Origin of the sequence: Dyadobacter chenwenxiniae (genome assembly GCF_022869785.1) — a bacterium.
Lineage (GTDB): Bacteria > Bacteroidota > Bacteroidia > Cytophagales > Spirosomataceae > Dyadobacter > Dyadobacter chenwenxiniae.
Window position 1 is genome coordinate 6,801,319 of record NZ_CP094997.1, and the last position, 24,515, is coordinate 6,825,833.

Sequence of the window (24,515 nt, forward strand, 5' to 3'; positions counted from 1 at the left end):
CAAGAATTTTGTAATAATTGATTCCGCGTCTCGCAACAGTTTAGCGACAATAGTTCGTCGTTTGCCTGTTTTTTTCAATCCTTATGCCTGATTTTGTGTGCACAAGTTCCGGCCTATGGCTCAATTTGATCGATAACTAAATGAAATTGCGATAGTTGTAACTTAGCGCGCAACAGGCGAAGTGCGCTGACCTACGGTATTATAAAGCCTGTTCCAAACCGGGAAGGCGGTCGTTCAGCAAGCCTAAGACGCACGGAGGGGTGCGGTATTCTGCGTATTTGTACTCAGTCTGTGGAATTATGTACGCAATGTTTATAAACGCACCTGTCATTGAAGAAAGATTAAATAAAGAGTCGTAAATTTAAACTTTAAGAATCCTAATTATTTACCATTGGTTGCTATATGCAAAGACAAACGCAGACGCAAAGACAGACCCTGAAATATTCTCCGTTGCAAATTCAGATGCTGAATTTACTGCATTTGACAACAATGGAACTGGAACAAAGAATTAAGGAAGAGCTCGAAGAAAATCCTATATTGGAGGAAGGGAAGGAAGAAAATGCCTCGGAAGATACTGCTGACGAATTCCAGGACCCCGCTGATACCGGAACTGGTGAAGATAATACCATGCAGGATTATTATGACTGGGACGAGTTCAGGGATGATGACATTCCGGATTATAAGACCTACGCCAACAACCAATCTCCGGATAATGAGCTTTATACCCGTCCTATGGTGGAAACCATGTCGTTTCGGGATGATCTGAAACAGCAGGTGCATTTCCTCAAATTGGATGAAAGACAGCAGCTTATAGCTGATTTTATTCTGGACTCATTGGATGAGGACGGTTTCCTGAGACGTGAAAGTGATGTAATCGCCGATGATATCTCCTTTGCTAACAGCATGTTTATTGACACAGATGAAGTCAATTTAATGTTGAAAATGATCCAGCAGCTGGATCCTGCCGGAATTGCCGCGAGTGACCTGAGAGAATGCCTGCAAATCCAACTAAGCCGCATTGAAAACCAGGATGAAACCTGGAAATGGGCTAGCAAAATCGTTTCGGATGCCTTCGATGAGCTTGGAGCAAGAAATTACGATAAGATCATGCGGATTACCGGTTTAGACGAGGAATCGCTTAAAAAGGCGATCGCACTGATCACTACATTAAATCCGAAACCAGCGTCTGGCCTTCGCAATGATTCCATTGTGAACGAAAGCATCAAGCCGGATTTTTCGTTGCGGTATACAGAGGACGGTGAGATAGAAGTGCAACTTACCTGGGGCAATAGCCCGGCATTGCGGTTGAACAAATTGTTTACCCAAATGGCCGAACAAAAAAATGATAAGGCTACCAACCAGTTTCTCAAAAACAAAATGAACTCGGCAAAGTGGTTCATAGATGCGATCAAGCAGCGTGAAAACACAATGCTGAGCACGTTGAGGGCCATTGTTAAGCTGCAATATGATTACTTTCAAACGGGCGATATCAAGAAATTGCGCCCGATGATCCTGAAAGATGTAGCTGAGATCATTAATATGGACATTTCCACGGTGTCGCGGGTGACAACGAACAAATATGTGCAGACGCCCTTTGGAATTGTGTTGCTCAAAGACCTGTTTACTGAGGGAGTTACAAACGAGGACGGTACCGAAGTCTCCAATCGTGAAATTCAGGAAGCTATTCGGGAAATCGTGAGCGATGAAGACAAGAGACATCCATACAACGACCAGCAAATTACAGATATGCTTTCCGAAAAAGGCTATTCTGTGGCTAGAAGGACCGTTGCAAAATACAGGGAACAATTGAATATCCCTACTGCAAGATTACGAGTTACCATTTAAGCAGCTTACAAAAACGAACTGGATTTAGCCCTAAAGACCTGGCATGAAAAAAATTGTTGTAGTTGATGACGAGGCAGATATCTGCTTCCTGTTGAAGAGATTTTTATCAAAGAATGATTTTATAGTAGAGACTGCGCAAAACGGTAAAGACGGCCTTGCACTGATCGATTCCATTTCACCTGACCTGGTCATGACCGACTTCCGGTTGGGTGACATTACGGGTACGGAACTGCTTACAGCAATTAAATCCAAGCGCCCGAATGTACCTGTACTCATCATAACCGGCTATTCCGACATTAAAGTGGCGGTGAATGTTATGAAACTCGGAGCGTATGACTATATCACCAAACCATTGTTTCCGGACGAAATATTGGTAACTGTGAAAAAAGCCATCGCGGACGCAGAATCGAGAGAGAACGAAGAGTTTGAATATACTGCGGTCTCTTCCGGAACGAGCGGAGGAACCACTGAAACAACAAAACCAGCCAGGAAAATCAGTTCCCGGACAAAGGCAGGTTATGTGATGGGGCAGAGTGAAGTTTCAGACAATCTTTTTCGTCAGGTTGATCTGGTTGCACCCACGAATTTCAGCGTGATTATATATGGAGAAAGCGGTTCTGGCAAGGAAGCCATTGCTGCGGAAATTCATAACAGATCAAAAAGGCGTGATATGCCCTTTGTGGCGATGGATTGCGGTGCCATATCTAAGGAATTGGCCGGCAGTGAGCTTTTTGGTCATGAAAAAGGATCTTTTACAGGTGCTTTAAATACCAAAATAGGGCATTTTGAAATGGCAAACGGAGGCACTCTTTTCCTGGACGAAGTTTCAAACTTGTCATACGAAATACAGGTTGCACTGTTGCGCGTTGTGCAGGAGCGTAAAATGCGCCGCATTGGCGGTTCAAAGGAAATTGACCTGGATGTAAGGATTATCGTGGCCAGTAATGAAAGATTGCTGGAATCGGCCAGAAACGGTAAATTCAGAGAAGACCTTTATTATCGGTTCAACGAATTTACGATAGAGGTTCCCGCTTTAAGAAACAGAAAAGACGATCTGATGCTGTTTGCAAACACATTTCTGGAAACGACAAATACGGAGCTTAGCAAAAATGTAGGCGGGTTTTCAGAGGAAGTGAAAAGCGATTTTCTGAACTATTCATGGCCGGGAAATTTGAGGGAGCTGAAGAACGTTATCAAACGCGCCACACTGCTTTCTGACGGTGAGCTGATCGAGGAAAAGTCGCTGCCTTTTGAAATTGTAAATTACAGAAAGCTGAAAGATCTGGACGAAGAGCCTGCAACCACTGTATCAGCTCCCACAGCCAGCCTGGCAGAATCATTGGATGGAGATGACTCCAAACCAAGCCTCAAAACGGTTGCCAATGAAGCAGAGTATGATATGATCATGCAAGTGCTGAGAGATGTAAATTTCAATAAAAGTAAAGCAGCGCGTTTATTGAATATTGACCGGAAAACACTCTACAATAAGATGAAGCAGTTTGACATTTAATTGTAGCGTTACGTTTGAGCTATGCTAACGAATGAATAATAAATTAATAAAGGTTCTCCTTGTTGACGATGACGAGGATGACTACTTCCTCACACGCGAGTATTTTCAGGAGCTGGTTAACTGGAAATTTGATATTACCTGGTGTTCTACATTCAAGGACGCGCAGCAACACATTAAAGACCACAAATACGAACTCTATCTGTTTGACTATCTGCTGGGTGAGCGTACAGGGATAGACCTGATTGAATTAGCTTGCCAGTTTGAATGCGAAGAACCGATCATTCTTTTGACGGGAAAAGGGGATACTAAAATTGCGGTTGAAGCATTGCGCCTGGGTGCAGCTGACTACCTGATTAAGAGTGAACTCGACTCAGAAAAGCTGGAAAGAAGCATTCGGTATGCCCTGGAAAGAACCTCCGTTCTAAAAGCATTAAAACACAGCGAACGACGTTACAGAAGGATTTTTGAAGAATCCAATGACTTCCTCTTCATTAGTGATCTTGCAGGGAACATTATTGATTTGAATACATCGGCCAGCGCGCTGACAGGCTATTCAGCGGATGATCTGCGACTAAAAAATATTCTCGAATTGCTGGAAGACGCTCAGTCGGATACTTTTTGGAATAATATAAAAGATCACCCGATTCACGACCGTGAGGTTAGGTTGTTAACCAAGGATGGCGAGAAAAAATACTGCCTGTTTTCGGCAACATTGGAAGTGGACGATGATCATCCGTATATACAAGGCAGGCTTCACGATATGACTGCCCGCAAGCAATCGGAACGGGAAAGGTTATTTTCAGAAAAAATGGCCGTTACAGGACGGTTGGTGCGCATGCTGGCCCACGAGGTGCGAAATCCGCTTACCAACGTAAACTTATCCGCGGAGCAGCTTGAAATGGAGCTGGTTGATGAAGATCAGAAATTTTACACACAGATCATCAAACGCAATTGCAACCGCATTAATGACCTCATTTCTCAGCTTCTGCAACCTTCCAGCTCGGCTGATATCGAACTCGTCACAAGCTCTGTGCACGCTGTCCTGACCCAAGCAATCGGAGCAGCATTAGACCGTGTTCAGTTGAAGCGAATCCAGATTGTAAACCAGCTTGCGGAAGAGGAATTGGCGCTGCCGCTCGACCCGGTGTCCTTACAAATGGCTTTTTTGAACCTCATTACCAATGCAATTGAAGCGATGGAGGAGGATAAAGGCATTTTAAGAATCAGTACCCGAAGCCAGGGCGACAGCATTCAGGTGATTTTCACGGACAATGGCTGCGGCATTAGCGAAGAACACATGGAAAAAATCTTCGAGCCATACTTTACCGGAAAAAACAATGGCATGGGCATCGGCTTATCCACAACCATGAGCATCATCCATGCCCACCACGGCCGCATCGACGTGCAGTCAGAACTTGGGGAAGGAACGACATTTACAATTACGTTTCAAAACCAGAAATAGGATAACGATTCCTACATTGTGACACTGAGCGGAGCCGAAGTAACGACCTTACTGCTCCTCACTTCGGCTCGACTCAGTGTCACAGGAAATGTGACTCCCTACTAAGCTACCCTCACCGCCCTGCTTTTTCTGTTGAAAAAGCCATAAATAATCGGGAAGATCAGCAAAGTCAAAACGGTTGCCGTGATCAAGCCGCCAATCACTACGATAGCGAGCGGTTTCTGCGTTTCTGAACCGATCCCTGTGGACGTTGCGGCGGGCATGAGACCAATAGCGGCCATTAGCGCAGTCATGATCACTGGCCGGATCCTTGACTTTACACCCTCGCGGATTGCATCATCCAGCGACATTCTCGCCGATAGGTTTTTGTTGAAGACGGAGATCAGGATCACGCCATTCTGAACGCATAACCCAAATAATGCGATGAAACCAACGCCAGCGGAAATCCCGAAATTCATGTGTGTGACATGCAAAGCCAGAATCCCGCCAATCAGTGCGAAAGGCACATTAATAAGAACCAGACCAGCGTCTTTGGCATTATTAAACATGATAAACAGGAGAATGAAAATGCCGATCAGACTGATTGGAACCACTTGTCCCAGCCGCGCCGTTGCCCGCACCTGATTTTCAAATTCGCCCGACCAGTTGACAGAATACCCTTTTGGCAATGTTTTTAACAATGGTTTGACGCGGTTCTGCGCATCCGCAATGGTGCTTCCCAAGTCACGTTCGCGCACGGAAAATTTCACGCCTATGAAGCGTTTGTTATTATCACGATAAACAAATGCCGGCCCGGTTACGGTGCGAATCGATGATATTTCCTTCAAAGGGATTTTGCCACCGGTTAATGTTGGCACCATCAGCTGCTGAATGTCATCGACCGTGCGGCGATATTGCTGTTCGTAGCGAAGTCGGATGTCAAATTTACGTTCGCCTTCGTACAGAATGGAAGCCGTTTTGCCACCAATGGCCATTTCTATAACGGCTTGTGCATCAGCTGTGCTAACTCCGTATTGAGCCATTTTGTGATCGTGCAGAATTACGCTGATCTCCGGCTGTCCAATGTTCCGCAAAATGCCCACGTCCTTGATTCCCGGCACATTTTTAATTGCTTCCAGCACCTGGTCCGCTTTTGCATTCAGCGTTTCCAGGTCGTCTCCATAAATTTTCACCGCATTACTGGCATTCATTCCAGCCACTGCTTCGGCAACATTGTCGATAATGGGTTGGGAATAATTGTAATTAATGCCCTGGAATTGTTTCAGCTTTTTGTCCATTTCCTCAATAAGCTGATCCTGCGTGATTTTCCGCTTCCATTCGTCTTTTGGTTTGAGATTAACCTGCATTTGGACATAGTAAAATCCGGATGGATCGGTTCCGTCATTGGAGCGGCCGGTTTGCGATAAAACACCATTAACTTCCGGAAACTCGTTTAATTTGGCACGAAGTGTCGTTACCATTTTGATCGTTTCATTCAACGAACTGCTCATAGGCATTTTTGCTTCCACCCAAAGTGCTCCTTCATTCAACGTCGGCAGAAACTCGGTTCCCAGAAACTTGGCCGAAAACAAGCTGAGCCCAAGGAAAACGGTGGCTAATACTACGCTTAATTTTTTACGTTTATAACACCATTCAAAACCATTGGTAACCGTCCTGTCAAAGAAACGAACGACTGGATTACTCTTTTCCCGGACATTTTTATTCAACAATAAGGAGCAAAGCACTGGCACGAGCGTCAATGTGTAAAGCAATGCGCCGAGTAATGCGAAACCTAGCGTATAGGCAAGCGGGGTAAACATTTTGCCTTCCACTTTTTGAAAACTGAAAATCGGGATCAGTGCGGTGATAATGATCAGTTTTGAAAAGAAAATGGCTTTTCCGAGCTCTCCGCCTGTTCTTTTGATCAGACCTAATTTAGACAACTTATTGTAACGGTCCATACCATTGCGATGCGCCAGATGATCCAGCGCCACAAAAATCCCCTCCACCATCACCACGGCCCCGTCAATAATAATCCCGAAGTCAATCGCCCCCATTGAAAGCAGGTTTGCCGACATTCCCTTTAATTTCAAGCACAGGAAGGCAAAGAGGAGCGCAAGCGGAATAATAATAGAGACAATGACCGTTGTGCGCCAGTCGGCCATAAAAAGAAAGACGATCACGGTTACCAGCACGATGCCCTCAATGAGGTTGTGCTTTACCGTATGCGCACAAAATTCGATGAGGTTATCGCGGTCGTAGAATGTGACCATTTTCACGTCAGGGGGAAGGATTTTTGTATTTAATTCCTCCACCTTATCCTTTATACGCGCCAGCACTTCACTTGGGTTTTCGCCTTTTCGCTGAACAACAATGCCCTCAACCACATCATCATTTCCATCGAGCCCGACTTGTCCGACGCGCGGCATATCCGACTCTTTTACATCGGCCACATCTTTTACCAAAACCGGATTATCCTTCACAAACTCCACGATAATGTTCTGAATATCAGGAATTGAGTTCAGTAATCCGATCCCGCGAACCACATAAGCCTGGCCATTTTTCTCAATCACATCACCGCCTACATTGACATTGCTTTTGGTTACTGCCTGATAAACTTCCAGGGGCGTAATGTTGTATTTTACGAGTTTGGTAGGGTTAACCTGCACTTCGTAAATTTTCTCGCGTCCACCAAATGCAACCACGTCGGCGACCCCCGGAATGCTTCGCAACTGTCTGTCAATGATCCAATTGTGTAATGTTAACAACTCACGGCTGTCACGGTCTTTACTTTTTAATGTAAAGCGGAAAATCTCGCCGGTCGGGCCATAGGGAGGCTGCACGTCGGGCTCGACTCCTTCGGGCAGGGAAATGTTACGAAGCTGATTATTAACCTGTTGCCGGGCGAAAAAATCTTCAACATTATCATCAAAAATGATCTTAATAATGCTGAGACCAAACATCGTGGTGCTGCGCACATTGGACTTCTGCTGCACTGAATTCATCGCCACTTCAATGGGAACCGTTACGAAACGCTCAATCTCCTCCGCGCTCCGCCCGTTCCATTGGGTAACAATAATGATCTGTGTATTAGTGACATCCGGAAATGCTTCCAGCGGCGTGTCCCGATAGCTGACAATCCCCGCGATAATCAGCAGGCCGGTCATAAAGAATATGAAAAAGCGGTTTTTCAAAGAAAAGCCCACAATTCCCCTGATGAAACTGTTCATGGGTTAATGAGTGAATGAGTGAATGAGTGAATGAGTGAATGAGTGAATGAGTGAATGAGTGAATGAGTGAATTTTGAATGATTGAATGACTGAATGACGGTTCGCCGTTGCGATGAATGAGTGAATGATGAAGGGTAAGCGGGGTGAATGTATGGATACGAGCAAGACCAAAAAATATTCAGTCATTCAGTCATTCATCGCACCGGCGAACCGTCATTCAAAATTGATCCTCATTCAGTCATTCAGTCATTCACTCATTCAAAATTGGTTCTCAATCATTAAGCGCATCGTACACGAGCAGCTGGTTTTTACTGATGATGGCTTCGCCGTTTTTGAGGCCGCTGGTGATGTAAGTTCGGTTGGCGAGTGAGCGATAGATTTCTACGGGGCGGGTTTCTATTTTGGAGCGGCTGTGGTACACCATTACCCAGTTTTTACTGCGATCGAAAATGACGGCTTGCGATGGGATGGCCTGCATTTCACCACCTTCTTCAAAGTTCAGGTTAACCGTTGCGTGCATCTCCGGTTTTAATTTAAAACCCACATTTTGAAGCTGAATGCGGATTTTCATTGCTTTTGTATCTGGGTCCAGTACGTTGTAGATTTTGTCCACTTTCCCCTTAAAAACTTCGTTGGAAAAACTGATCGTTCGCACATCGGCAGGCATACCGAGCTTGATTCGTGGAATATCACTCTCATTCACATTGGCCATTACCCACACATCCGCGATCTGCCCGACCGTAAAAAGACTTTCTGCATTATCCGAGCGCAACTGCATGCCACGGTTCACACTTTTATCAATGATAAAGCCATTGATAGGTGATTTTACAATGTAGTTTGCGGATTTCCCCAAACCGTAAATTGAGAATATTTCCTTGACCCGGCTTACATCCGCCCGGGCCTTATCCACAACTTGACGGGCCGTAATCACGTCTCTTTCGGGCACAAGCTTACTTTCAAAAAGATCCTCGGTAGACGACAAATTCTTTTGGGCAATGAGCAAATCGGATTGTGCCTGGATCATTTGTCTTTCAAAATCAGCCACTTCTCCTGAACGTATTGTAGCCAGTTTCTGGCCTTTGCGAACATTGTCGCCCAATTCCACATCCACTTCCTCCACATTGCCGCCTACCAAGGGGTAGACCTTAATCACCTGATTCTCATCGGGAACAACCTTCCCAACCAGTGTCAGTTCGTTCCGCACCGGCTCGGTCTTCACCGTATCCAGCGTGATCCGGCTCATCATTGTATCCGAAAGCATAAATGCCTGGGATTCTTCGGGATCTTGTTTTTTTGTATTGCATCCTGTCAGCCATAGGCCCATTGCGGCCAGCATAACCATGCTAAGGTGATTTTTCATTGAGAAAAAAATTTGTGGCAAAAGCCGTGGTGTGATAAATTCGAGTTAGTTAAAAAGCTCTTCGCCGACTACGAAATTGAGTTCTTCGTAAACCTTTATGCGGTCGGCTTGCAGGCGATTAAATTCCTTGATGCTTTCGTTGTAGGTTTCTATAAAATCGATGAATTCGAGGAGGGTAATGTTTCGTTTCTGGAAGTTATCGTACATTCCCTTGCTCAGGAGCTGGAATTGGTCCGAAAACTGGCCTTCAACGCCTTGGTAGGCCTTTTCGGCCACAGTCACTTTTTGCAACGCGGCATCCACCTCGTTGTTGACGCTGTTCACTTTTGCCGTTTCAGCGGTTTTGAAATAACTGATATTACTTTTTGCCGCCTTAATATTTCCCTGGTTACGGTTGAAAACAGGCAGGTCTATCGTAGCCGAAACGCCTACATAATTGTTCACATAATTACTCGCCTGATCGTAAACCGCACCGAGCTGAATGTCAGGCACCGCCAATGCTTTTTGCAAAGTGTAGTTCAGTTCGGCTTGTTTCACTTCCGATTGCGACACTTTGAGATCCGAACGGCTTTCCATTGCCTTTGCTTTCAATGCATCGGCCGTGTATTGATTGAGCTGATAACGGCGTACATCTGCTGAATCTACAATCGATTTTACAGGCCGGTCGGCATTCAGCAATGTTCGCAGATCCCGCTGGTTATCATGTAGTTCAAACAGGATGTCTGCACGATCATTGGTTAATTGAAAGAGCAGGGCTTTGAGTCGTACAACTTCTTTGAGGGAAATGTTTTTCCTGTCGTATTCTTTGTCGAATGCATTTACCGTTGTATTCAGGGACGCGATTTGCGTATCGTATAACGCAATGGTTTGTTCCAGATAGTAGGATTCAAAAAATATCTGGCGAAGCTCAAATTTCAATGTTCGGATCAGGTCGAAGAACTGATATTCGCTTTTCCGCGTCGATTCTACGTCCAGCGCAACTTGCTTGTTACGTTTGCCGGCCCGGGTAATGAGCTGCTGAATGGTGAAAGCTTTCTGGCCATTGTTGCCAACGTCTAAGAAACCGCGGGAAGGATTATACGCGCTGATCTCGACGCCAAAAGTGGGGTTATTCCAAAGTTTGTCCTGGATTTCAACAGACTTGGCAATGTCGATCTGGTATTTTTCGGCAAGAATTTCAAGGTTGTTTTGCAGAAACAGGCTGTCAGCCTGTTTGATCGAAAGCCTTAATGTATCCTGTGCGTGCAATTGGGCTGCCAGGAATAAAAGGATCGTCGTGAAATAAGTTCGCATGTTTTCTGTGTTAGAATGATGCGATATTCCGACGCCAACATTACAGGAGCCTTAAAATAAAGTTAGAAAAAAATTAGAATGCCAAAACAGGCTTATACGTGGTTTAAACGCACCTGGAATTCGCTTCCCATGCCCGGCTCACTGGTGACAGAGATCACGCCATGGTGCAAATCCACAATGCGCTGACAAATGGAAAGACCGATCCCAAAACCCGGGACGGGTGTTGCAGTGGAAGATCTGTAAAATGGATTGAAAATATGCGGTAAGTCCTCTGGGCTTATTCCGATGCCGTGATCTCTGAATTTTACAATGCAGGATTTATCATCCGAGTAGATCAGGATGTAAGCGCGGTGGTCAGACGAATATTTGCAGGCGTTATCAAGAAGATTTGAAAAAACCCTTTTCAATAATTCCTCATTTCCTTCTATAACAGTCTGTTTTTCATCTTCCGGGATGTTTTCGTAATCAATTTCAACGTGATAATCGGGGTTGATTGAAAGCAGTTCTTCTTTGGCCAGGAAGGCGAGATCTTCAATGTGAATCGGCGACATTTTCAACTGCCCCGAATGTTCGTAGGAACGCGCCAGGAAAAGCAGGTTATTGGTTATGCTGATCAATCGCTCCGTGTCGGAAAACAGGTTTGTAAAAACCTCGTCAATCTCAGGGTTGTTTTTATTAAACCGCTGGCCGAGCTGGATTTCCGACTTCAATGCTGCTAACGGCGTCCGCAACTCGTGTGAAGCGTGAGAAACAAAACTTTTTTGTTGTTCAAATGCATTGTTGAGCCGCGCGAGCACTGTGTTGAAGTTAATCGCCAGCTGTGCAATTTCATCTTTACGATTGCCCTCATCGAGTTTTTGAGAAAGGTTCTGGGCCGTAATCAACGAAACCTGATGATTGATACGGCTTATGGGCCGCAACGCATTGCCTGCGAAATAAATGCCGAGTCCAACCGTAACCGCAATCCCGGCAAGGAGTCCCCAACCCAGCGTTTCCCGCAAATTGGTCAGTTTGCTGTGTCCGAAAGTGTCATAAGCGGATGCCAGCACAACCAGCGGCTCGCTTTGCTCCTGGTACAAAAGGCCTATCACCTCGCTTTCACCCTCGTGAAATTCCATGTATTGCTTTTGCCGGACTTCGTCCAGTAATGTCGCATGGTAAGTCAGCAACTTGTCATCCACACTGGAATAGATCAATTCATTCTCCTCATTAAATACGAGGACCTTCTCATCCAGCATTTCCGAAAGCGTATTCTGGTCAATTGCTTTCAGCAAGTCTTTATCGATGCCTTTGACTTTCATGAGCAACCGGCAGGTCGTTTTCGCGCGGCTTTTGAGCCGGTCATAAAATTCTTCCTGCCTGTAATGTTCGGAAACGCTGTAAATGGTAATGGAAAACAAAAGCAGAATCGCAGCCACTAAAAGTGTGAACTGGAAGGCAATGCGATCCTTGATTTTCATTGTCATTCTTCTTTCATGATATAACCCATGCCCGGACGCGTGTGAATGAGCTTTGTAGCGAAGTCTTTATCTACTTTTTTACGTAAATAATTGATATAAACTTCCACGACATTGGTGCCTGGATCGAAATTCAAATGCCAGACGTGCTCAGCAAGGTCCATTTTTGAAACCACACGTCCCCGGTGCAAAAGGAAATATTCAAGCAAGGCAAATTCTTTGGCAGTGAGGTCGATTATATGCCCGCCCCGGCTTACCTGCTTTGTTCCCAGGTTCATTTCAAGATCGGCAATGCGCAGGATTTTGTCCGCGGACTCTGGATTGATTAATTCAGCAACCCGCAGTGCAGCATTGATTCTGGCCAGCAATTCCCTAAAATCAAATGGCTTAACAATGTAATCGTCCGCCCCCCGGCCCAGGCCTTCAATTTTATCCTCAATTTCTCCGTAAGCCGTAAGCATAATAATCGGCAGCGACGGTTTGTAAATCCTGATCTGCTGGCAAACATCGTGACCGTTCATGCCGGGCAAATTTACATCGAGCAAAATGAGGTCAAATTTCTTATCGAGCGCCATTTGCTTTCCTGTGATGCCATCGTGCGCGATTTCTGCTTCGATATTTTCCGAGGCAAGACCGCGGAAAATGTTCTGTGCAATGCGGCGGTCGTCCTCGATAATCAATATTTTCTTCATAGCAGGAGGTCTTTTATTTCTGCTATCGGAGGCAGCGTTTCAATGGGCGGCTGGAACACCAGTCCGGTTTCGAGAGAATGGATAATGGCTTTGTTGCTGTGGACGAAATAACATACATCGATGCCGAGCTCCTGGATGTTTTTCAAATTTGTCACAGTCAGTGCTTTGGCTCTTTTTCGGGTCTGCCGGATATACACTGCCCGAATGTTGGCCGAAAACTGCCTGCATATCTCTTCATAGATCTCCGGATCTTTCTGGGAATCATCGCCTAACAGGATAAATTGCAACTCAGGGTAAAAGTTGATAATGTTATGGATCTTGCGAAGCTTGTGGTCGTGCGAGCCGCCGCCCGTTGTGACAAAGTCATCCAGCCCTGATTTAATGGTTCTCAATTTGAGGACTGCCTTTGGCAAACCATTGAGCTCCGCAAACCGCACGATCATATCATATAAATTCCACTCACTGCTGGACACGTAGAAAAAGATATTGCTGTCTTTCTGCGGATGCTTGCGGCTTGCGAAGGACAGCAGCTGATAATGCTTAACCACATCGTCAAAAGGCTTCCGCGCCTGCACATTTTTGGACAGCAGAACAAATAGTTTTCTGAAAGAACGGCGGCTGTGTGATATCAGAAATGTATCGTCAATATCCGAAATGATGCCATACGAACTTTGGTAAGGCAGAAAAAACTCTTCCTGCGCGCTTCCCTGGTATCGTTTTTCATTCCATTCGTCATCAACAGTCACCGAATACGGATGCCAGCCGCTGGGCATTGGTTCAGTCAGCGGGACCTGGAAACGGAAATAGCCGTCCTCTTCCGCTGTCGTCTCGGCTGTAATGTTACCCACTTGCAGCACTACTTTTAAAAACGGAATGGGCTTTACAGAAAACAGCTCAATGATCGTCCGCGCATACCGAAACCCTGTTCTCGTATATTTTCGATCACCTGAGGGATATTTTTTAATGATATGCCCAAACACCACGAGCTCTTTTTTATTGGCATATCCGCGATACAATTTTATGTCGCAACGTTTCATAACTATCTTTATCCCCGTACACTTGAAGTCCCTAATTTAGACATTATGTTTTCAGAACGAAAGGTTTTGTTGGTTGTAAATCCGATCTCCGGCGATGTCGACAAGGATGAGGTTTTTGAAATAGTCATAGAAAGTGCTGCGGCGAAGGGTTATGATCTGCGTATTTACACAACCACAGGCGAGCATGATTTGGAAACAATCCGGGAGATGGTGGGAAACATTAAGCCGGAGCGCGTGCTGGTGGCAGGCGGCGACGGCACCATATCGCTATCAGCCGAAGCCGTGCAGGGCGCTGACGTAATTATGGGCATCATTCCTGTGGGATCTGCCAATGGGCTGGCTATGGATTTTGGCATTACAGGTTCTCTTGCTGAGGCTGTTGAGGTGGCTTTTGGGGATAAGATCGTGGGGATCGATGCAGTTTGTATCAATAATGAGATCAGCCTGCATTTGGCGGATGTGGGATTAAATGCATTGCTTGTTAAAAACTACGAGAACAGCGATACGCGTGGAAAGCTCGGTTATGCCCGGGAAATGCTGAAAACGCTGAGCGAGCACGAAAACTTCCTGGTGAGGATTACGACAGAAGAGGAAGTGATTGAGACAGACGTGCTGATTGTCATCATTGCGAATGCACAAAAATACGGCACAGGCGTGACCATTAACCCGGCGGGCGACATGTCCGACGGTCGCTTTGAATTGGTCATTGCCAAAAAACTCGATTTTATTGAGACCGCTAAAATTCTTGCCGGCAGTACGGATTTCAATCCGGAGATTATGCGCGTCATTTCTGTTGAAAAAGCTGAAATAGAATGCCTTGATAAAGAAGCACATTTCCAGATCGATGGTGAATACAAAGGTCTGGTCCGCAATCTGGAAGCGCATATTTTGAAGGATTATATTAAGGTGGCAGTTCCTTGAGGCTTTCGGCAATCGGCTTTCGGCGCTCGGCTATCGGCTGTCAGCTTTTAATCTGGATTGAGTTTTGATAGCCGATGGCCGAAAGCCGACAGCCAATCAGTAGCCCGGGTTGGTTCTGCCCTTTTGTCAAAATCTATTCATTCTCTTTTTTGCCTGACTGATGAAAGTTGTTTTAATGTCTCTACTAGTAGTTTGTTGTCTGACAAACACATTGTCTGCGCAGCAGGCGGAATTGTGCCAGGGCGCCTATTTCACCGAAGCGCAGGGGAAAGAATTCTTGGAAAAACATACCGTTAAGACGAAACTGGAATGGGAAACCCGCGCTGCCGCCATTCGGAAGCAGATTCGTGAAGGAATGGGTTTAGAAACCATGCCCGCAAAACCAACGTCTGGACCGATCATTCACAGCAAACGCGAAATGGATGGCTATACGGTTGAGAATGTTGCATTTGAAAGCATGCCAGGCATTTATGTGACGGGAAATTTATATAAGCCAACAAAAAAGCAGCAATCCTACGCTGGAATTTTATGTCCGCATGGGCATGGTGAAAATCCACACGGCCGTTTCAGGGAACAAACCCAAAAACGCTGCGCAACGCTTGCTCGCATGGGCGCCGTAGTGTTCGTGCTGGACATGGTGGGGCAGGGCGATTCCAAATATTGCGAGCATAAAATGCCAAAAGCGCTTAAATTACAAGCTATTAACAGTGTCCGAGCACTCGATTTTCTTATGGCACAGCCAGGTGTTGATCCTGAAAGAATCGGTGTCACGGGTGAATCGGGTGGGGGAACGCAAACTTTTCTACTTGCTGCGCTGGACAATCGGGTGAAAGTGAGTGCGCCGGTTGTGATGGTTTCGGCCCATTTCTTTGGCGGATGTGTGTGTGAAAGCGGACTTCCGATCCACAAAAAAGGGGATTTTCAAACCAACAATGTTGAAATCGCATCGCTAACGGCACCGCGTCCAATGCTTCTCGTGTCCGACGGCGACGACTGGACCAAAAATACACCGAATGTTGAATTTCCATTTATTCAGAACATTTATGGGCTGTATGGAAAGAGAGATTTAGTTGAAAATGTGCATTTACCTGACGAAAAGCATGATTTCGGTCCTTCCAAAAGAATTGCGATGTACACTTTCATGGCCAAACAACTTGCGCTTGATCTCAAATCGGTAACTGATTCGCAGGGTAAAATAGATGAAAATCCTTCCAAGGTGCTTGAACAAAATGATCTGGAAGTTTTCAATGCGGCGCATCCACGACCGGCCAATGCGGTAATCGGTGATGAGGCGGTGATGAAACTGCTTTAAACGAATATCTGATGATCATATTCATTGTTCTCGCAGCCATTGTTTTCATTATATTAAGTTCGACACTTCTGAAAATGCACCCGCTTGTCGGATTGCTACTTGCAGCGATTGGCGTTGGCGTTTTTGCCGGTTTGCCAATTGACAGGCTAGCCGAAACAATAGGCAAAGGTTTTGGCGAATTAATGTCCAAAATCGGCTTAATGGTGATTTTAGGCTGTGTAATCGGTGCGATTTTGGATAAATCCGGTGCTGCAATTAAAGTGGCAGATGTCATACTGAAATTATTCGGCGAGAAACGTCCGGCCTTTGCAATGGCGGTGATTGGCGGGATTGTGGGAATTCCGGTTTTTTGTGATTCCGGGTTCATTATTTTGCATAAGCTCAATCAAATTGTTGCAAAAAGAACAGGAAAGCCACTGGGAACCATCGCATTGTCTTTGTCTGGTGGACTTTTTGTTACGCACACGCTTGTGCCACCTACGCCCGGCCCATTGTCCGCAGCTGGAAACTTAGGTATCGCAGATTCTGTCGGATTGGTTATTCTGATCGGGTTAATCGTTTCCATTCCAAGTCTTTTCCTCTCAACCTGGTTTGCAGGAAGATATGCAAAAAATGTTGTGATTACTGAAAGTGCAGCTGTTGAGCCGCCTGTGATCATTCATGAAAGTCGGCTTCCACCTGCATGGAAAGCATTCATGCCCATCCTTCTGCCCATTATCCTGATCACATTAGCATCTTTCGCAAGGATTCTAAACTTCCCCGAAATCTGGACAAAATGGCTGGGTTTTTTTGGCAGCCCGCTGGTTTCTTTTCTCCTCGCGATCTTTTTCAGTTACTCCCTTTTCCCGGAATATGCCTCAGAAAGAATGATGGCCTGTTTCAAAAGTGGTATCGAACATTGCGGGACAACATTGGTGCTTGTAGGAGCAGGAGGCGCCTTCGGCGCGATTTTGAAAGAAACGACTTTGAAAGATATGGTGAGTCAATGGCTGTTACATAACGAAATGTCCGGCGCTTACTTGCTATTAATTGCCTTCCTTATCGCTGCATTCTTTAAAACAGCACAAGGGTCAACTACATCCGCGATGGTGCTGACCACCAGCATTCTGGCGCCGTTACTAGCCTCGCTTGGGTTTGTCACGCCCATTCAAATCACATTAGTCGTCATGGCCGTAGGAAGCGGAGCCATGATTGTGTCGCATACGAATGATGCGTGGTTCTGGGTTGTTTCGCAGTTTACGGGGATTTCAGCGAGGGACACTTATCGGACTCATACCATTCTCACGGGGTTGCAGGGGGCTGTGAGTTTTGTCGTGACGATAGTTTTGTGGTTTTTGTTAGGCTGACTGTCCTAATTTGAATTCAATGCCGGTCTTCCTAATTTCCGCAGCAAACGGATTGTTCGAAGAGAGCATATCTTGCTTTGAAATCGGGTGCGGCTCTATTCTGGAATCAAATTGAGAAGCTAACATCATTAGCCTGACTTGCGTATCAAATCTTTCGTGCTCTGGTAAATGCTCGATGACTAGGGCAATGTCGATGTCACTTTCTGCACGAGAATTACTTCTGGCATAAGACCCGAACAAATAGGCCGCAACCAAACCTGGCTGACTTTTAGAGACGGAGAAAACAAAGCGTTCTAATGTTTGATTAAGTCCTTGATCCATAATCTGTTTTCTTTTAGGCGTTCAATCCAATTTCTCGTGAATTCTGGTGTGCAGGTTTTCTGAAAACTCATTTTATAGTCGTCATATCTTCCATTGATATTAAAAGCAGTGACGGATAGAAGAAACAGTTTTCTTTCCTCGGTTAGTTCAATACTACTTTTTTCAGCGAGCCTTAATAAGTTATGTGTGAAGGGCGGGAATTCATTGTTAATCTTGACAAACATTGCTTTTAACAACTTCTCTATCATTAGGTGTCCAACAAATAAGCTCCATGCATAGCGTTTGCTATCGAACATTGCAGTCATCGTCTCAAAGTCGTCCTCGGAACTTTTGATCCAATAATCAATAACTTTCTCCTGATTGAATCCGGCTTCATCCATTCACAAAAATATAGATTTAGTTAAGTAATCGGTAAAACAAAAAGAGGATAACCAAAAAATGGCTATCCTCTCTATTATATACTGTATTTCTTAAACTCCCAGCTCAGCCAAAACCTCTGAAACCTTAGCAGCAGCCTCCTTAAACTCAATTGCCGAAGAAACTTTCAAGCCTGATTCATTGATAATTCTTGCTCCTTCTTCTGCATTCGTTCCTTGCAAGCGAACGATAATTGGAACCGGAATTTCTCCGATGGCTTTGTAAGCTTCCACAACACCGGCCGCAACGCGGTCGCAACGAACGATTCCGCCGAAGATGTTGATCAGGATTGCCTTAACGTTTGGATCTTTCAGAATGATACGGAAACCTGCTTCTACGGTGCGTGCATTTGCGCCACCCCCAACATCCAGGAAGTTAGCCGGCTCGCCGCCTGAAAGCTTGATAAGGTCCATTGTTGCCATAGCAAGACCAGCACCGTTCACCATGCAACCCACGTTTCCGTCCAGTTTCACATAGTTCAGGTTGTTTGCGCCTGCTTCCACTTCCAAAGGATCTTCTTCGTTCGTATCACGCATTTCTGCCAGTTCCGGGTGACGATACAATGCATTGTCATCCAGATCCACTTTGGCATCAACGGCAAGAATTTTATTATCAGATGTTTTTAAAACCGGATTGATTTCAAACATCGCAGAATCACTTTCAATATATGCCTTGTAAAGCGCAGTGATGAATTTCACCATTTCTTTAAATGCATCACCTTCAAGGCCCAAAGCAAAAGCCACTTTACGAGCCTGGAATGGCTGTAAGCCTACTTTTGGATCAATCCACTCTTTCATGATCTTCTCAGGCGTATGCTCTGCAACTTCTTCAATGTCCATACCGCCTTCGGTGCTGGCCATGATCACATTGCAGTTTCTGCCACGGTCAAGGAGGATCGAAAGATAGTATTCTTTCGGCTCGCTTGGTCCTGGATAATACACGTCTTCGGCAATAAGCACTTTGTTAACACGCTTACCATCAGGACCAGTCTGGTGTGTAACCAGCACTTTCCCCAAAATGTTATTAGATATGGTGCGAACATCTTCAACAGATTTCGCAAGGGCAACGCCACGTTGTTCTGTTCCAACGATGCGGCCTTTTCCACGTCCACCTGCGTGGATCTGGGATTTTACTACATACCATTTGGTACCAGTCTGCTGGCTAAGCTCACGCGCAACTTCAACTGCCTTGTCCGGAGTGTCGGCTACGAGCCCTTCCTGAATACGCACACCGTATTTTTTAAGAACGCTTTTGCCTTGATATTCGTGAATATTCATGAGTATAAAAGTAAATTGGTATTTTCACGGCAAATTAAGGAATTAATCAAAACGGGCGTAGGTTTCAGTCCAATTATCTTTCTTCACGAATATGAATTTACTGCGGGCGAGCGGGATCAGGCGCACATACGGTTCTTTACAGGTTTTGAAGGGGATTGATTTAGAAGTTGAGAAAGGGGAAGTTGTCGCAATTGTGGGCGCTTCCGGCGCAGGGAAAAGCACATTTCTCCATATTCTGGGTACATTGGACAGGCCGGACCAGGGACAAGTTTTTATTGAAGACATCAATGTTTTTACCCAAAAAGACAAAGACCTTGCCCGTTTCCGCAATGAAAAAGTAGGCTTCATTTTTCAATTTCATAACCTCCTTGCTGAGTTTACAGCGTTGGAAAATGCCTGTATGCCGGGATATATCAATGGCTCAATGAGTGAAAAGGACATTCTGGCACGAGGAAAAGAATTGCTTGATATGCTGGGTCTTGCAGAAAGAGCGAATCATTTGCCTTCTCAGCTTTCAGGTGGTGAGCAGCAAAGGGTTGCCGTGGCAAGGGCGCTTTTGAACAAACCTTCGATCGTATTGGCTGACGAACCAAGCGGTAACCTGGATTCACATAATGCATTGGAATTGCATCAGTTGTTTTTCAAGCTGCGGGATGATTTTGGGCAGACATTTGTGATTGTTACGCACAACGAAGATCTGGCAGCAATGGCTGATCGGAGGTTAGTCATGCAGGATGGCTTTATGCAATCATAAAAGTTGAGAGTCTAAAGTTAAAAAGTTCAGAGTTTAAAGTCTAGAGTCTAAACATTTGACTCTAATTCTAAACTCTGAACTTTTTAAACTATAAACTCTCAAATATTACATCATTCCACCCATTCCGCCGCCGTGGCTGTGGCCGCCACCTGCAGGAGCTTCTTCTGGTTCGTCAGCAATTACACATTCTGTTGTCAACAACAAACCTGCGATAGATGCTGCGTTTTCCAAAGCAAGGCGGGATACTTTCTTAGGGTCAATGATACCAGCTTCCAAAAGGTCTGTGTAAACATTGTCCTTCGCGTTGTAACCGTAAGCGCCAGTTCCTTCTTTTACTTTCGCAACAACTACTGAAGGCTCTTGGCCTGAGTTAGAAACGATTGTTCTCAAAGGAGCTTCCAAAGCTACGCGGATGATATTGATACCCGTTGTTTCGTCTTCGTTGTTGCCGGTAAAGCCTTCCAGCGCAGCAGTTGCACGAATGTAAGCAACACCACCACCAGCTACGATACCTTCTTCAACAGCAGCACGAGTTGCGTGCAATGCATCGTCAACGCGGTCTTTTTTCTCTTTCATTTCAACCTCAGTTGCAGCTCCGATGTAAAGGATAGCTACACCACCTGACAATTTAGCAAGGCGTTCCTGAAGTTTTTCGCGATCGTAATCAGAAGTTGTATTTTCGATCTGCGCTTTGATCTGGTTCACGCGGCCCTGAATGTCTTCAGAGTTGCCTGATCCGTTAACCAAAGTTGTGTTGTCTTTGTCAATAATCGCTTTTTCGCAAGTACCAAGATATTCCAAAGTAGCGTTTTCCAATTTGAAACCACGCTCTTCGCTAATAACTGTACCGCCAGTGATGATCGCGATGTCTTCAAGCATTGCTTTACGACGGTCACCAAAACCAGGAGCTTTCACAGCAGCCACTTTCAAGGCGCCACGGATTTTGTTTACTACTAATGTAGCAAGCGCTTCTCCGTCAACATCTTCTGCCAAAATAAGCAAAGGACGGCCTGTTTGAGCAACAGCTTCTAAAACTGGAAGAAGTTCTTTCATTGAAGAAACTTTCTTCTCAGAAATCAAGATATATGGACGCTCAAGATCAGCTTCCATTTTCTCTGTATTTGTAACAAAATATGGAGACAGGTAACCACGGTCAAACTGCATACCTTCCACAGTTTTAACTTCTGTTTCCGTTCCGCGTGCTTCTTCAACAGTGATAACACCTTCTTTTCCTACTTTTTCCATCGCCTCGGCGATCATTTGACCAATTTCTTCGTCATGGTTAGCCGAAATTGTAGCAACCTGAGCGATTTCTTTGGAAGTAGAAATGTTTTTCTTTTGAGATTCAAGATCTTTAACGATCACAGAAACTGCTTTATCAATTCCGCGTTTCAGATCCATTGGGTTAGCACCCGCTGCTACGTTCTTAACACCGATTGAATAAATAGCCTGAGCCAAAACAGTGGCAGTAGTTGTACCATCACCTGCGGAATCAGCAGTTTTAGAAGCTACTTCTTTCACCAACTGAGCACCCATGTTTTCGATAGGGTCTTTCAGATCGATTTCTTTTGCAACCGTTACACCATCTTTTGTGATGCTAGGCGATCCGAATTTTTTATCGATAACTACGTTACGACCACGAGGTCCTAATGTTACTTTAACGGCGTCAGCCAATGTATCAACACCGCGCTTAATTTTATCACGAGCTTCGGTATCGAAGAAAATTTTCTTAGACATACTAATTAATCGTTTTGATTTTTCTTGATTGAGTTATTTTCTGGACTTGCTGATATTAACCAATAATGGCGTAAATGTCAGACTCACGCATGATCAGCACATCTTTGCCTTCGTACGCCAATTCAGTTCCTGAATATTTTCCGTATAATACGGTGTCACCTACCTTAACGGTCATCGGCTCGTCTTTTTTACCCGGGCCCACTGCTACAACAGTTCCACGTTGAGGTTTTTCCTTTGCAGTATCAGGGATAATGATACCAAATGCTGTTTTTTCTTCGGCTGGGGCTGGTTCTACAAGAACACGATCAGCCAGAGGTTGTACGTTCACTTGTATTTCTGCTAAAGTTGACATAAATATTAAACGTTTGTTTTTTGATTGTCAGTAATAGATTTGACTGAAACCAAGTAAGCACAATCTATGCCAGCAAGCTATGGCTGACATTTTTTCCGGGAAGTGTGACAGATTTGTACCTTACCCTGTCGTTATATGATTATAAGAGGTAATTTTATTGTCATGCGCGGCAGTCAATTGTTTCACGATTTGAAAATGCTTAAATTTTATCGGCACCAAATTTAGAATCCTATGACAAACCTCCAAAAAAACTGGTTAACCGAAGGAATTTTTGATTTTGAGTATAAAAAATATGTCTTGCAAGCATATTTACAGCACATTGACGGCCAGTTTACATTAAACAAGCTCCATCCGCATCTGCCAGATCTGCAATTTCATGTTGATTCCTGCATTAGCATCCGCACCACTAAAAGCGAGATCAGGACTTCTTTTCCAAAGAATGTAACAGGCGTCAATTTGCAGACCTGGAAATTGGAATACGAAGAAACGCATCAGGATGATCCTTATCTGGAAGAGCTGAACTACATCCTGGATTTCGCTATTCCTCGTTTTTCGCACGCGCTGGAACAAGGCACGGAGCGTTTCAGTGAAGTGGGGGAGAACATTAAAATATCGCCGGTTGGCATTGTGCCCTTGCGTCTTGAAGAAGGCTATCTGCTGTTTTTACACACATTCCAGCCCATTGTCAGTATTTTTGAATACCAGCTGGCGCTTTACAATGAAATGAAAGAGCGTTATTTAAAGACGACTTTCGTAGACACGATCCGAATTGGTTTAGGAAATACAGTTTCGCAGATAAAGGTTGATTTAACCAAAAAGAATAAATCGCTGCCCAATCCTGCGACTTATGTGGTCGAATCTAAATACGACTATCCGTTGCACGAAGCGCTTCTCCCTGTTGCCAAAAAGTTGATATTGAAGCAAATGAACATTGCTTAACCAAACCATACAAACGCAAAAAGGGCTCATAATGCAGATTATGAGCCCTTTTTACTGTCTTATATGTTATTTCAAACTGTCTGCCGGTGCAGCTGGTGTCGCAGATGGAGTAGTTGCAGCGCCTTCTGTTGGAGCCGTTGCAGCGCCCGGAGCGGCGGCTCCCGGAGCGGCGGCTCCAGGTGCAGGAGCGATGTTCCCGCCTGGTATTACAGTATTCTGGGCCTTATCCACATTGACACTGTTAATTCCGCCAGTTTGAGCACTTCCGCCAACAATAATGTAAGAAGCCAGGGAAATAAGAATAACTGCTCCTGCCAGTCCCCACGTAATCTGTTCCAATAAATCGGTTGTCTTTTTCACACCGAACATTTGGGTAGTTCCTGCTCCGCTAAACTCGCTGGAAAGTCCTCCTCCTTTTGAATTTTGCACCAACACTACCAGAATCAACAATACTGCGATGATCGCAACCAAGATAATTAAACCCAAATACATGCCTTATTAATTTTGAATGGTTGAATGCGTGAATGAGTGAATGTTTTGATGGCCAATTGCTGACATCCGAAGTTTATCAAGCGTTTTACAGTCGATTCAATTCACTTAATTTTTTCGCAAAGTAATTCCTTTTTTCTGGTTTTTTCAAGATCAATTTTTGATAGAGGTCAATTGCCTTCTCGATTTTGCCCTGCCTTACGAGGATTTTTGCAAATGCTTCGGTTTCAATGCTTCCCGCGCCGGACTCTGCAACTCTGCCGCTCACATCTACGGCAACAGGTTCCAGATTGTTCTCCTGGCGAATGATCCGCGGGTTCTTTTTCATGAAACCCTGAATGATCTGTTGCTGCCTTTTCTGCTCGTCAGATATTAGGTTGGGAATCGCAACCGTTTCCTGCTCAACAATGCCAATCAGAATGTCCTCACCATTTAGTGGAACCGATTTTTCCTGCGCCTCGATCACTTCCTCAATGTTGACGGTTGCGTCGTAGCGCTCCGTGTCACTCTCCACAAGCTGCTGCAAAGCGACGCGGCTCAGTGCATATGCGGCTGCCCTGGGACGCGTTTCGTCCAGTTTTTCGGTTCCGGCCACGCTGGATGCTTTTGCCAGTAAAGAATAGGAAATCTGACAGTAAGGAAATGCCTTTATCGTCGCTTCAAGCGCTTCGATTACCTCGCTGCCTGCTGCCTGGGGATGTTTAACCAGATTGCTGAACGCCTCCTTTTCAATGATGGACATATTTACCTTAATATTTTGGAATAAAAAATGAAGTTATGCAAAA

Annotated in this window: 21 protein-coding genes; 8 read left to right on the top strand and 13 right to left on the bottom strand. The window is 45.0% G+C overall.

From position 1 onward, the window contains the following. Positions 1-402: 402 nt before the first annotated feature. Genes rpoN through MUK70_RS29240 form a run of 3 tightly spaced genes read left to right on the top strand, consistent with a single transcriptional unit; the run spans position 403 to position 4,817 of the window. Positions 403-1,845 (top strand): RNA polymerase factor sigma-54, encoded by a 1,443-nt coding sequence (rpoN, locus tag MUK70_RS29230; RefSeq protein WP_234603773.1) that lies wholly within the window; start codon positions 403-405, stop codon positions 1,843-1,845. Between the two features lie 43 nt (positions 1,846-1,888). Next, positions 1,889-3,355, top strand: coding sequence for a sigma-54-dependent transcriptional regulator (locus MUK70_RS29235; RefSeq protein WP_234657944.1), 1,467 nt, complete (start codon positions 1,889-1,891; stop codon positions 3,353-3,355). A gap of 31 nt (positions 3,356-3,386) precedes the next feature. Next, the gene (locus MUK70_RS29240; protein ID WP_234657945.1) at positions 3,387-4,817 is read left to right on the top strand and encodes a hybrid sensor histidine kinase/response regulator; all 1,431 of its coding nucleotides are present in this window, start codon (positions 3,387-3,389) and stop codon (positions 4,815-4,817) included. 101 nt (positions 4,818-4,918) lie between these two features. Here MUK70_RS29240 and MUK70_RS29245 read toward each other — a convergent pair whose 3' ends face one another. The 6 genes from MUK70_RS29245 to MUK70_RS29270 form a co-directional block, all read right to left on the bottom strand. Then, positions 4,919-8,026: an efflux RND transporter permease subunit gene (locus MUK70_RS29245; protein ID WP_234657946.1), complete on the bottom strand. Its 3,108-nt coding sequence runs from the start codon at positions 8,024-8,026 to the stop codon at positions 4,919-4,921. Between the two features lie 271 nt (positions 8,027-8,297). After that, complete coding sequence (locus MUK70_RS29250) at positions 8,298-9,386, bottom strand: efflux RND transporter periplasmic adaptor subunit (RefSeq protein WP_374759741.1); 1,089 nt, start codon at positions 9,384-9,386, stop codon at positions 8,298-8,300. 45 nt (positions 9,387-9,431) lie between these two features. Continuing rightward, positions 9,432-10,679, bottom strand: a complete 1,248-nt coding sequence (locus tag MUK70_RS29255) for a TolC family protein (RefSeq protein WP_234657947.1) — start codon at positions 10,677-10,679, stop codon at positions 9,432-9,434. Positions 10,680-10,771: 92 nt separating this feature from the next. Further along, positions 10,772-12,139, bottom strand: a complete 1,368-nt coding sequence (locus MUK70_RS29260) for a HAMP domain-containing sensor histidine kinase (RefSeq protein ID WP_234657948.1) — start codon at positions 12,137-12,139, stop codon at positions 10,772-10,774. 2 nt (positions 12,140-12,141) lie between these two features. Continuing rightward, a complete protein-coding gene (locus MUK70_RS29265) occupies positions 12,142-12,828 on the bottom strand; it encodes a response regulator transcription factor (RefSeq protein WP_234657949.1) in 687 nt (228 codons plus the stop codon). After that, a complete protein-coding gene (locus tag MUK70_RS29270) occupies positions 12,825-13,865 on the bottom strand; it encodes an App1 family protein phosphatidate phosphatase (protein ID WP_234657950.1) in 1,041 nt (346 codons plus the stop codon). Before MUK70_RS29270 ends, MUK70_RS29265 begins: the two co-directional genes overlap by 4 nt. Before the next feature lie 45 nt (positions 13,866-13,910). Between MUK70_RS29270 and MUK70_RS29275 the strand changes: the two genes are divergently transcribed. The 3 genes from MUK70_RS29275 to MUK70_RS29285 all read left to right on the top strand — a co-directional run bounded on the left by MUK70_RS29275 (position 13,911) and on the right by MUK70_RS29285 (position 17,444). Continuing rightward, positions 13,911-14,786, top strand: coding sequence for a diacylglycerol/lipid kinase family protein (locus MUK70_RS29275; RefSeq protein ID WP_234657951.1), 876 nt, complete (start codon positions 13,911-13,913; stop codon positions 14,784-14,786). Positions 14,787-14,961: 175 nt separating this feature from the next. Further along, complete coding sequence (locus tag MUK70_RS29280; protein WP_234657952.1) at positions 14,962-16,098, top strand: alpha/beta hydrolase family protein; 1,137 nt, start codon at positions 14,962-14,964, stop codon at positions 16,096-16,098. A gap of 11 nt (positions 16,099-16,109) precedes the next feature. Further along, complete coding sequence (locus tag MUK70_RS29285; RefSeq protein ID WP_234657954.1) at positions 16,110-17,444, top strand: GntP family permease; 1,335 nt, start codon at positions 16,110-16,112, stop codon at positions 17,442-17,444. On the opposite strand, the gene MUK70_RS29290 is transcribed toward MUK70_RS29285, so the two are convergent. The 3 genes from MUK70_RS29290 to sucC all read right to left on the bottom strand — a co-directional run bounded on the left by MUK70_RS29290 (position 17,436) and on the right by sucC (position 19,459). Next, on the bottom strand, positions 17,436-17,765 hold the full coding sequence (locus tag MUK70_RS29290) for a nucleotidyltransferase domain-containing protein (RefSeq protein ID WP_234657955.1): 330 nt from the start codon (positions 17,763-17,765) through the stop codon (positions 17,436-17,438). The genes MUK70_RS29285 and MUK70_RS29290 overlap by 9 nt on opposite strands. After that, the gene (locus MUK70_RS29295; RefSeq protein ID WP_234657956.1) at positions 17,738-18,145 is read right to left on the bottom strand and encodes a HEPN domain-containing protein; all 408 of its coding nucleotides are present in this window, start codon (positions 18,143-18,145) and stop codon (positions 17,738-17,740) included. Before MUK70_RS29295 ends, MUK70_RS29290 begins: the two co-directional genes overlap by 28 nt. 90 nt (positions 18,146-18,235) lie before the next feature. Continuing rightward, positions 18,236-19,459 (bottom strand): ADP-forming succinate--CoA ligase subunit beta, encoded by a 1,224-nt coding sequence (gene sucC / locus MUK70_RS29300; protein ID WP_233846274.1) that lies wholly within the window; start codon positions 19,457-19,459, stop codon positions 18,236-18,238. Between the two features lie 91 nt (positions 19,460-19,550). Between sucC and MUK70_RS29305 the strand changes: the two genes are divergently transcribed. After that, the gene (locus MUK70_RS29305) at positions 19,551-20,213 is read left to right on the top strand and encodes an ABC transporter ATP-binding protein (protein WP_234657957.1); all 663 of its coding nucleotides are present in this window, start codon (positions 19,551-19,553) and stop codon (positions 20,211-20,213) included. A gap of 105 nt (positions 20,214-20,318) precedes the next feature. On the opposite strand, the gene groL is transcribed toward MUK70_RS29305, so the two are convergent. Both groL and MUK70_RS29315 read right to left on the bottom strand, forming a co-directional pair. Beyond that, positions 20,319-21,950, bottom strand: a complete 1,632-nt coding sequence (gene groL / locus MUK70_RS29310; RefSeq protein WP_234603749.1) for a chaperonin GroEL — start codon at positions 21,948-21,950, stop codon at positions 20,319-20,321. Between the two features lie 55 nt (positions 21,951-22,005). Then, the gene (locus MUK70_RS29315) at positions 22,006-22,302 is read right to left on the bottom strand and encodes a co-chaperone GroES (RefSeq protein WP_026628287.1); all 297 of its coding nucleotides are present in this window, start codon (positions 22,300-22,302) and stop codon (positions 22,006-22,008) included. A 231-nt stretch (positions 22,303-22,533) separates the two neighbouring features. Here MUK70_RS29315 and MUK70_RS29320 point away from each other — a divergent pair, with 231 nt between their 5' ends. Next, a complete protein-coding gene (locus MUK70_RS29320; protein ID WP_234603748.1) occupies positions 22,534-23,241 on the top strand; it encodes a hypothetical protein in 708 nt (235 codons plus the stop codon). Between the two features lie 66 nt (positions 23,242-23,307). Here MUK70_RS29320 and secG read toward each other — a convergent pair whose 3' ends face one another. Next, positions 23,308-23,733 (bottom strand): preprotein translocase subunit SecG, encoded by a 426-nt coding sequence (secG, locus tag MUK70_RS29325; protein ID WP_234657959.1) that lies wholly within the window; start codon positions 23,731-23,733, stop codon positions 23,308-23,310. Between the two features lie 85 nt (positions 23,734-23,818). Continuing rightward, entirely contained in the window at positions 23,819-24,472 is a 654-nt protein-coding gene (locus MUK70_RS29330) for a DUF8458 domain-containing protein (protein ID WP_234657961.1), read from the bottom strand. Positions 24,473-24,515: the final 43 nt, after the last annotated feature.

What these genes read in the sequence shown, in the direction of transcription:
- rpoN (WP_234603773.1), top strand. Translation starts at nt 403, where the DNA reads ATGCAAAGACAAACGCAGACGCAAAGACAGACCCTGAAATATTCTCCG.
- MUK70_RS29235 (WP_234657944.1), top strand. Translation starts at nt 1,889, where the DNA reads ATGAAAAAAATTGTTGTAGTTGATGACGAGGCAGATATCTGCTTCCTG.
- MUK70_RS29240 (WP_234657945.1), top strand. Translation starts at nt 3,387, where the DNA reads ATGAATAATAAATTAATAAAGGTTCTCCTTGTTGACGATGACGAGGAT.
- MUK70_RS29245 (WP_234657946.1), bottom strand. Translation starts at nt 8,026, where the DNA reads ATGAACAGTTTCATCAGGGGAATTGTGGGCTTTTCTTTGAAAAACCGC.
- MUK70_RS29250 (WP_374759741.1), bottom strand. Translation starts at nt 9,386, where the DNA reads ATGAAAAATCACCTTAGCATGGTTATGCTGGCCGCAATGGGCCTATGG.
- MUK70_RS29255 (WP_234657947.1), bottom strand. Translation starts at nt 10,679, where the DNA reads ATGCGAACTTATTTCACGACGATCCTTTTATTCCTGGCAGCCCAATTG.
- MUK70_RS29260 (WP_234657948.1), bottom strand. Translation starts at nt 12,139, where the DNA reads ATGAAAATCAAGGATCGCATTGCCTTCCAGTTCACACTTTTAGTGGCT.
- MUK70_RS29265 (WP_234657949.1), bottom strand. Translation starts at nt 12,828, where the DNA reads ATGAAGAAAATATTGATTATCGAGGACGACCGCCGCATTGCACAGAAC.
- MUK70_RS29270 (WP_234657950.1), bottom strand. Translation starts at nt 13,865, where the DNA reads ATGAAACGTTGCGACATAAAATTGTATCGCGGATATGCCAATAAAAAA.
- MUK70_RS29275 (WP_234657951.1), top strand. Translation starts at nt 13,911, where the DNA reads ATGTTTTCAGAACGAAAGGTTTTGTTGGTTGTAAATCCGATCTCCGGC.
- MUK70_RS29280 (WP_234657952.1), top strand. Translation starts at nt 14,962, where the DNA reads ATGTCTCTACTAGTAGTTTGTTGTCTGACAAACACATTGTCTGCGCAG.
- MUK70_RS29285 (WP_234657954.1), top strand. Translation starts at nt 16,110, where the DNA reads ATGATCATATTCATTGTTCTCGCAGCCATTGTTTTCATTATATTAAGT.
- MUK70_RS29290 (WP_234657955.1), bottom strand. Translation starts at nt 17,765, where the DNA reads ATGGATCAAGGACTTAATCAAACATTAGAACGCTTTGTTTTCTCCGTC.
- MUK70_RS29295 (WP_234657956.1), bottom strand. Translation starts at nt 18,145, where the DNA reads ATGGATGAAGCCGGATTCAATCAGGAGAAAGTTATTGATTATTGGATC.
- sucC (WP_233846274.1), bottom strand. Translation starts at nt 19,459, where the DNA reads ATGAATATTCACGAATATCAAGGCAAAAGCGTTCTTAAAAAATACGGT.
- MUK70_RS29305 (WP_234657957.1), top strand. Translation starts at nt 19,551, where the DNA reads ATGAATTTACTGCGGGCGAGCGGGATCAGGCGCACATACGGTTCTTTA.
- groL (WP_234603749.1), bottom strand. Translation starts at nt 21,950, where the DNA reads ATGTCTAAGAAAATTTTCTTCGATACCGAAGCTCGTGATAAAATTAAG.
- MUK70_RS29315 (WP_026628287.1), bottom strand. Translation starts at nt 22,302, where the DNA reads ATGTCAACTTTAGCAGAAATACAAGTGAACGTACAACCTCTGGCTGAT.
- MUK70_RS29320 (WP_234603748.1), top strand. Translation starts at nt 22,534, where the DNA reads ATGACAAACCTCCAAAAAAACTGGTTAACCGAAGGAATTTTTGATTTT.
- secG (WP_234657959.1), bottom strand. Translation starts at nt 23,733, where the DNA reads ATGTATTTGGGTTTAATTATCTTGGTTGCGATCATCGCAGTATTGTTG.
- MUK70_RS29330 (WP_234657961.1), bottom strand. Translation starts at nt 24,472, where the DNA reads ATGTCCATCATTGAAAAGGAGGCGTTCAGCAATCTGGTTAAACATCCC.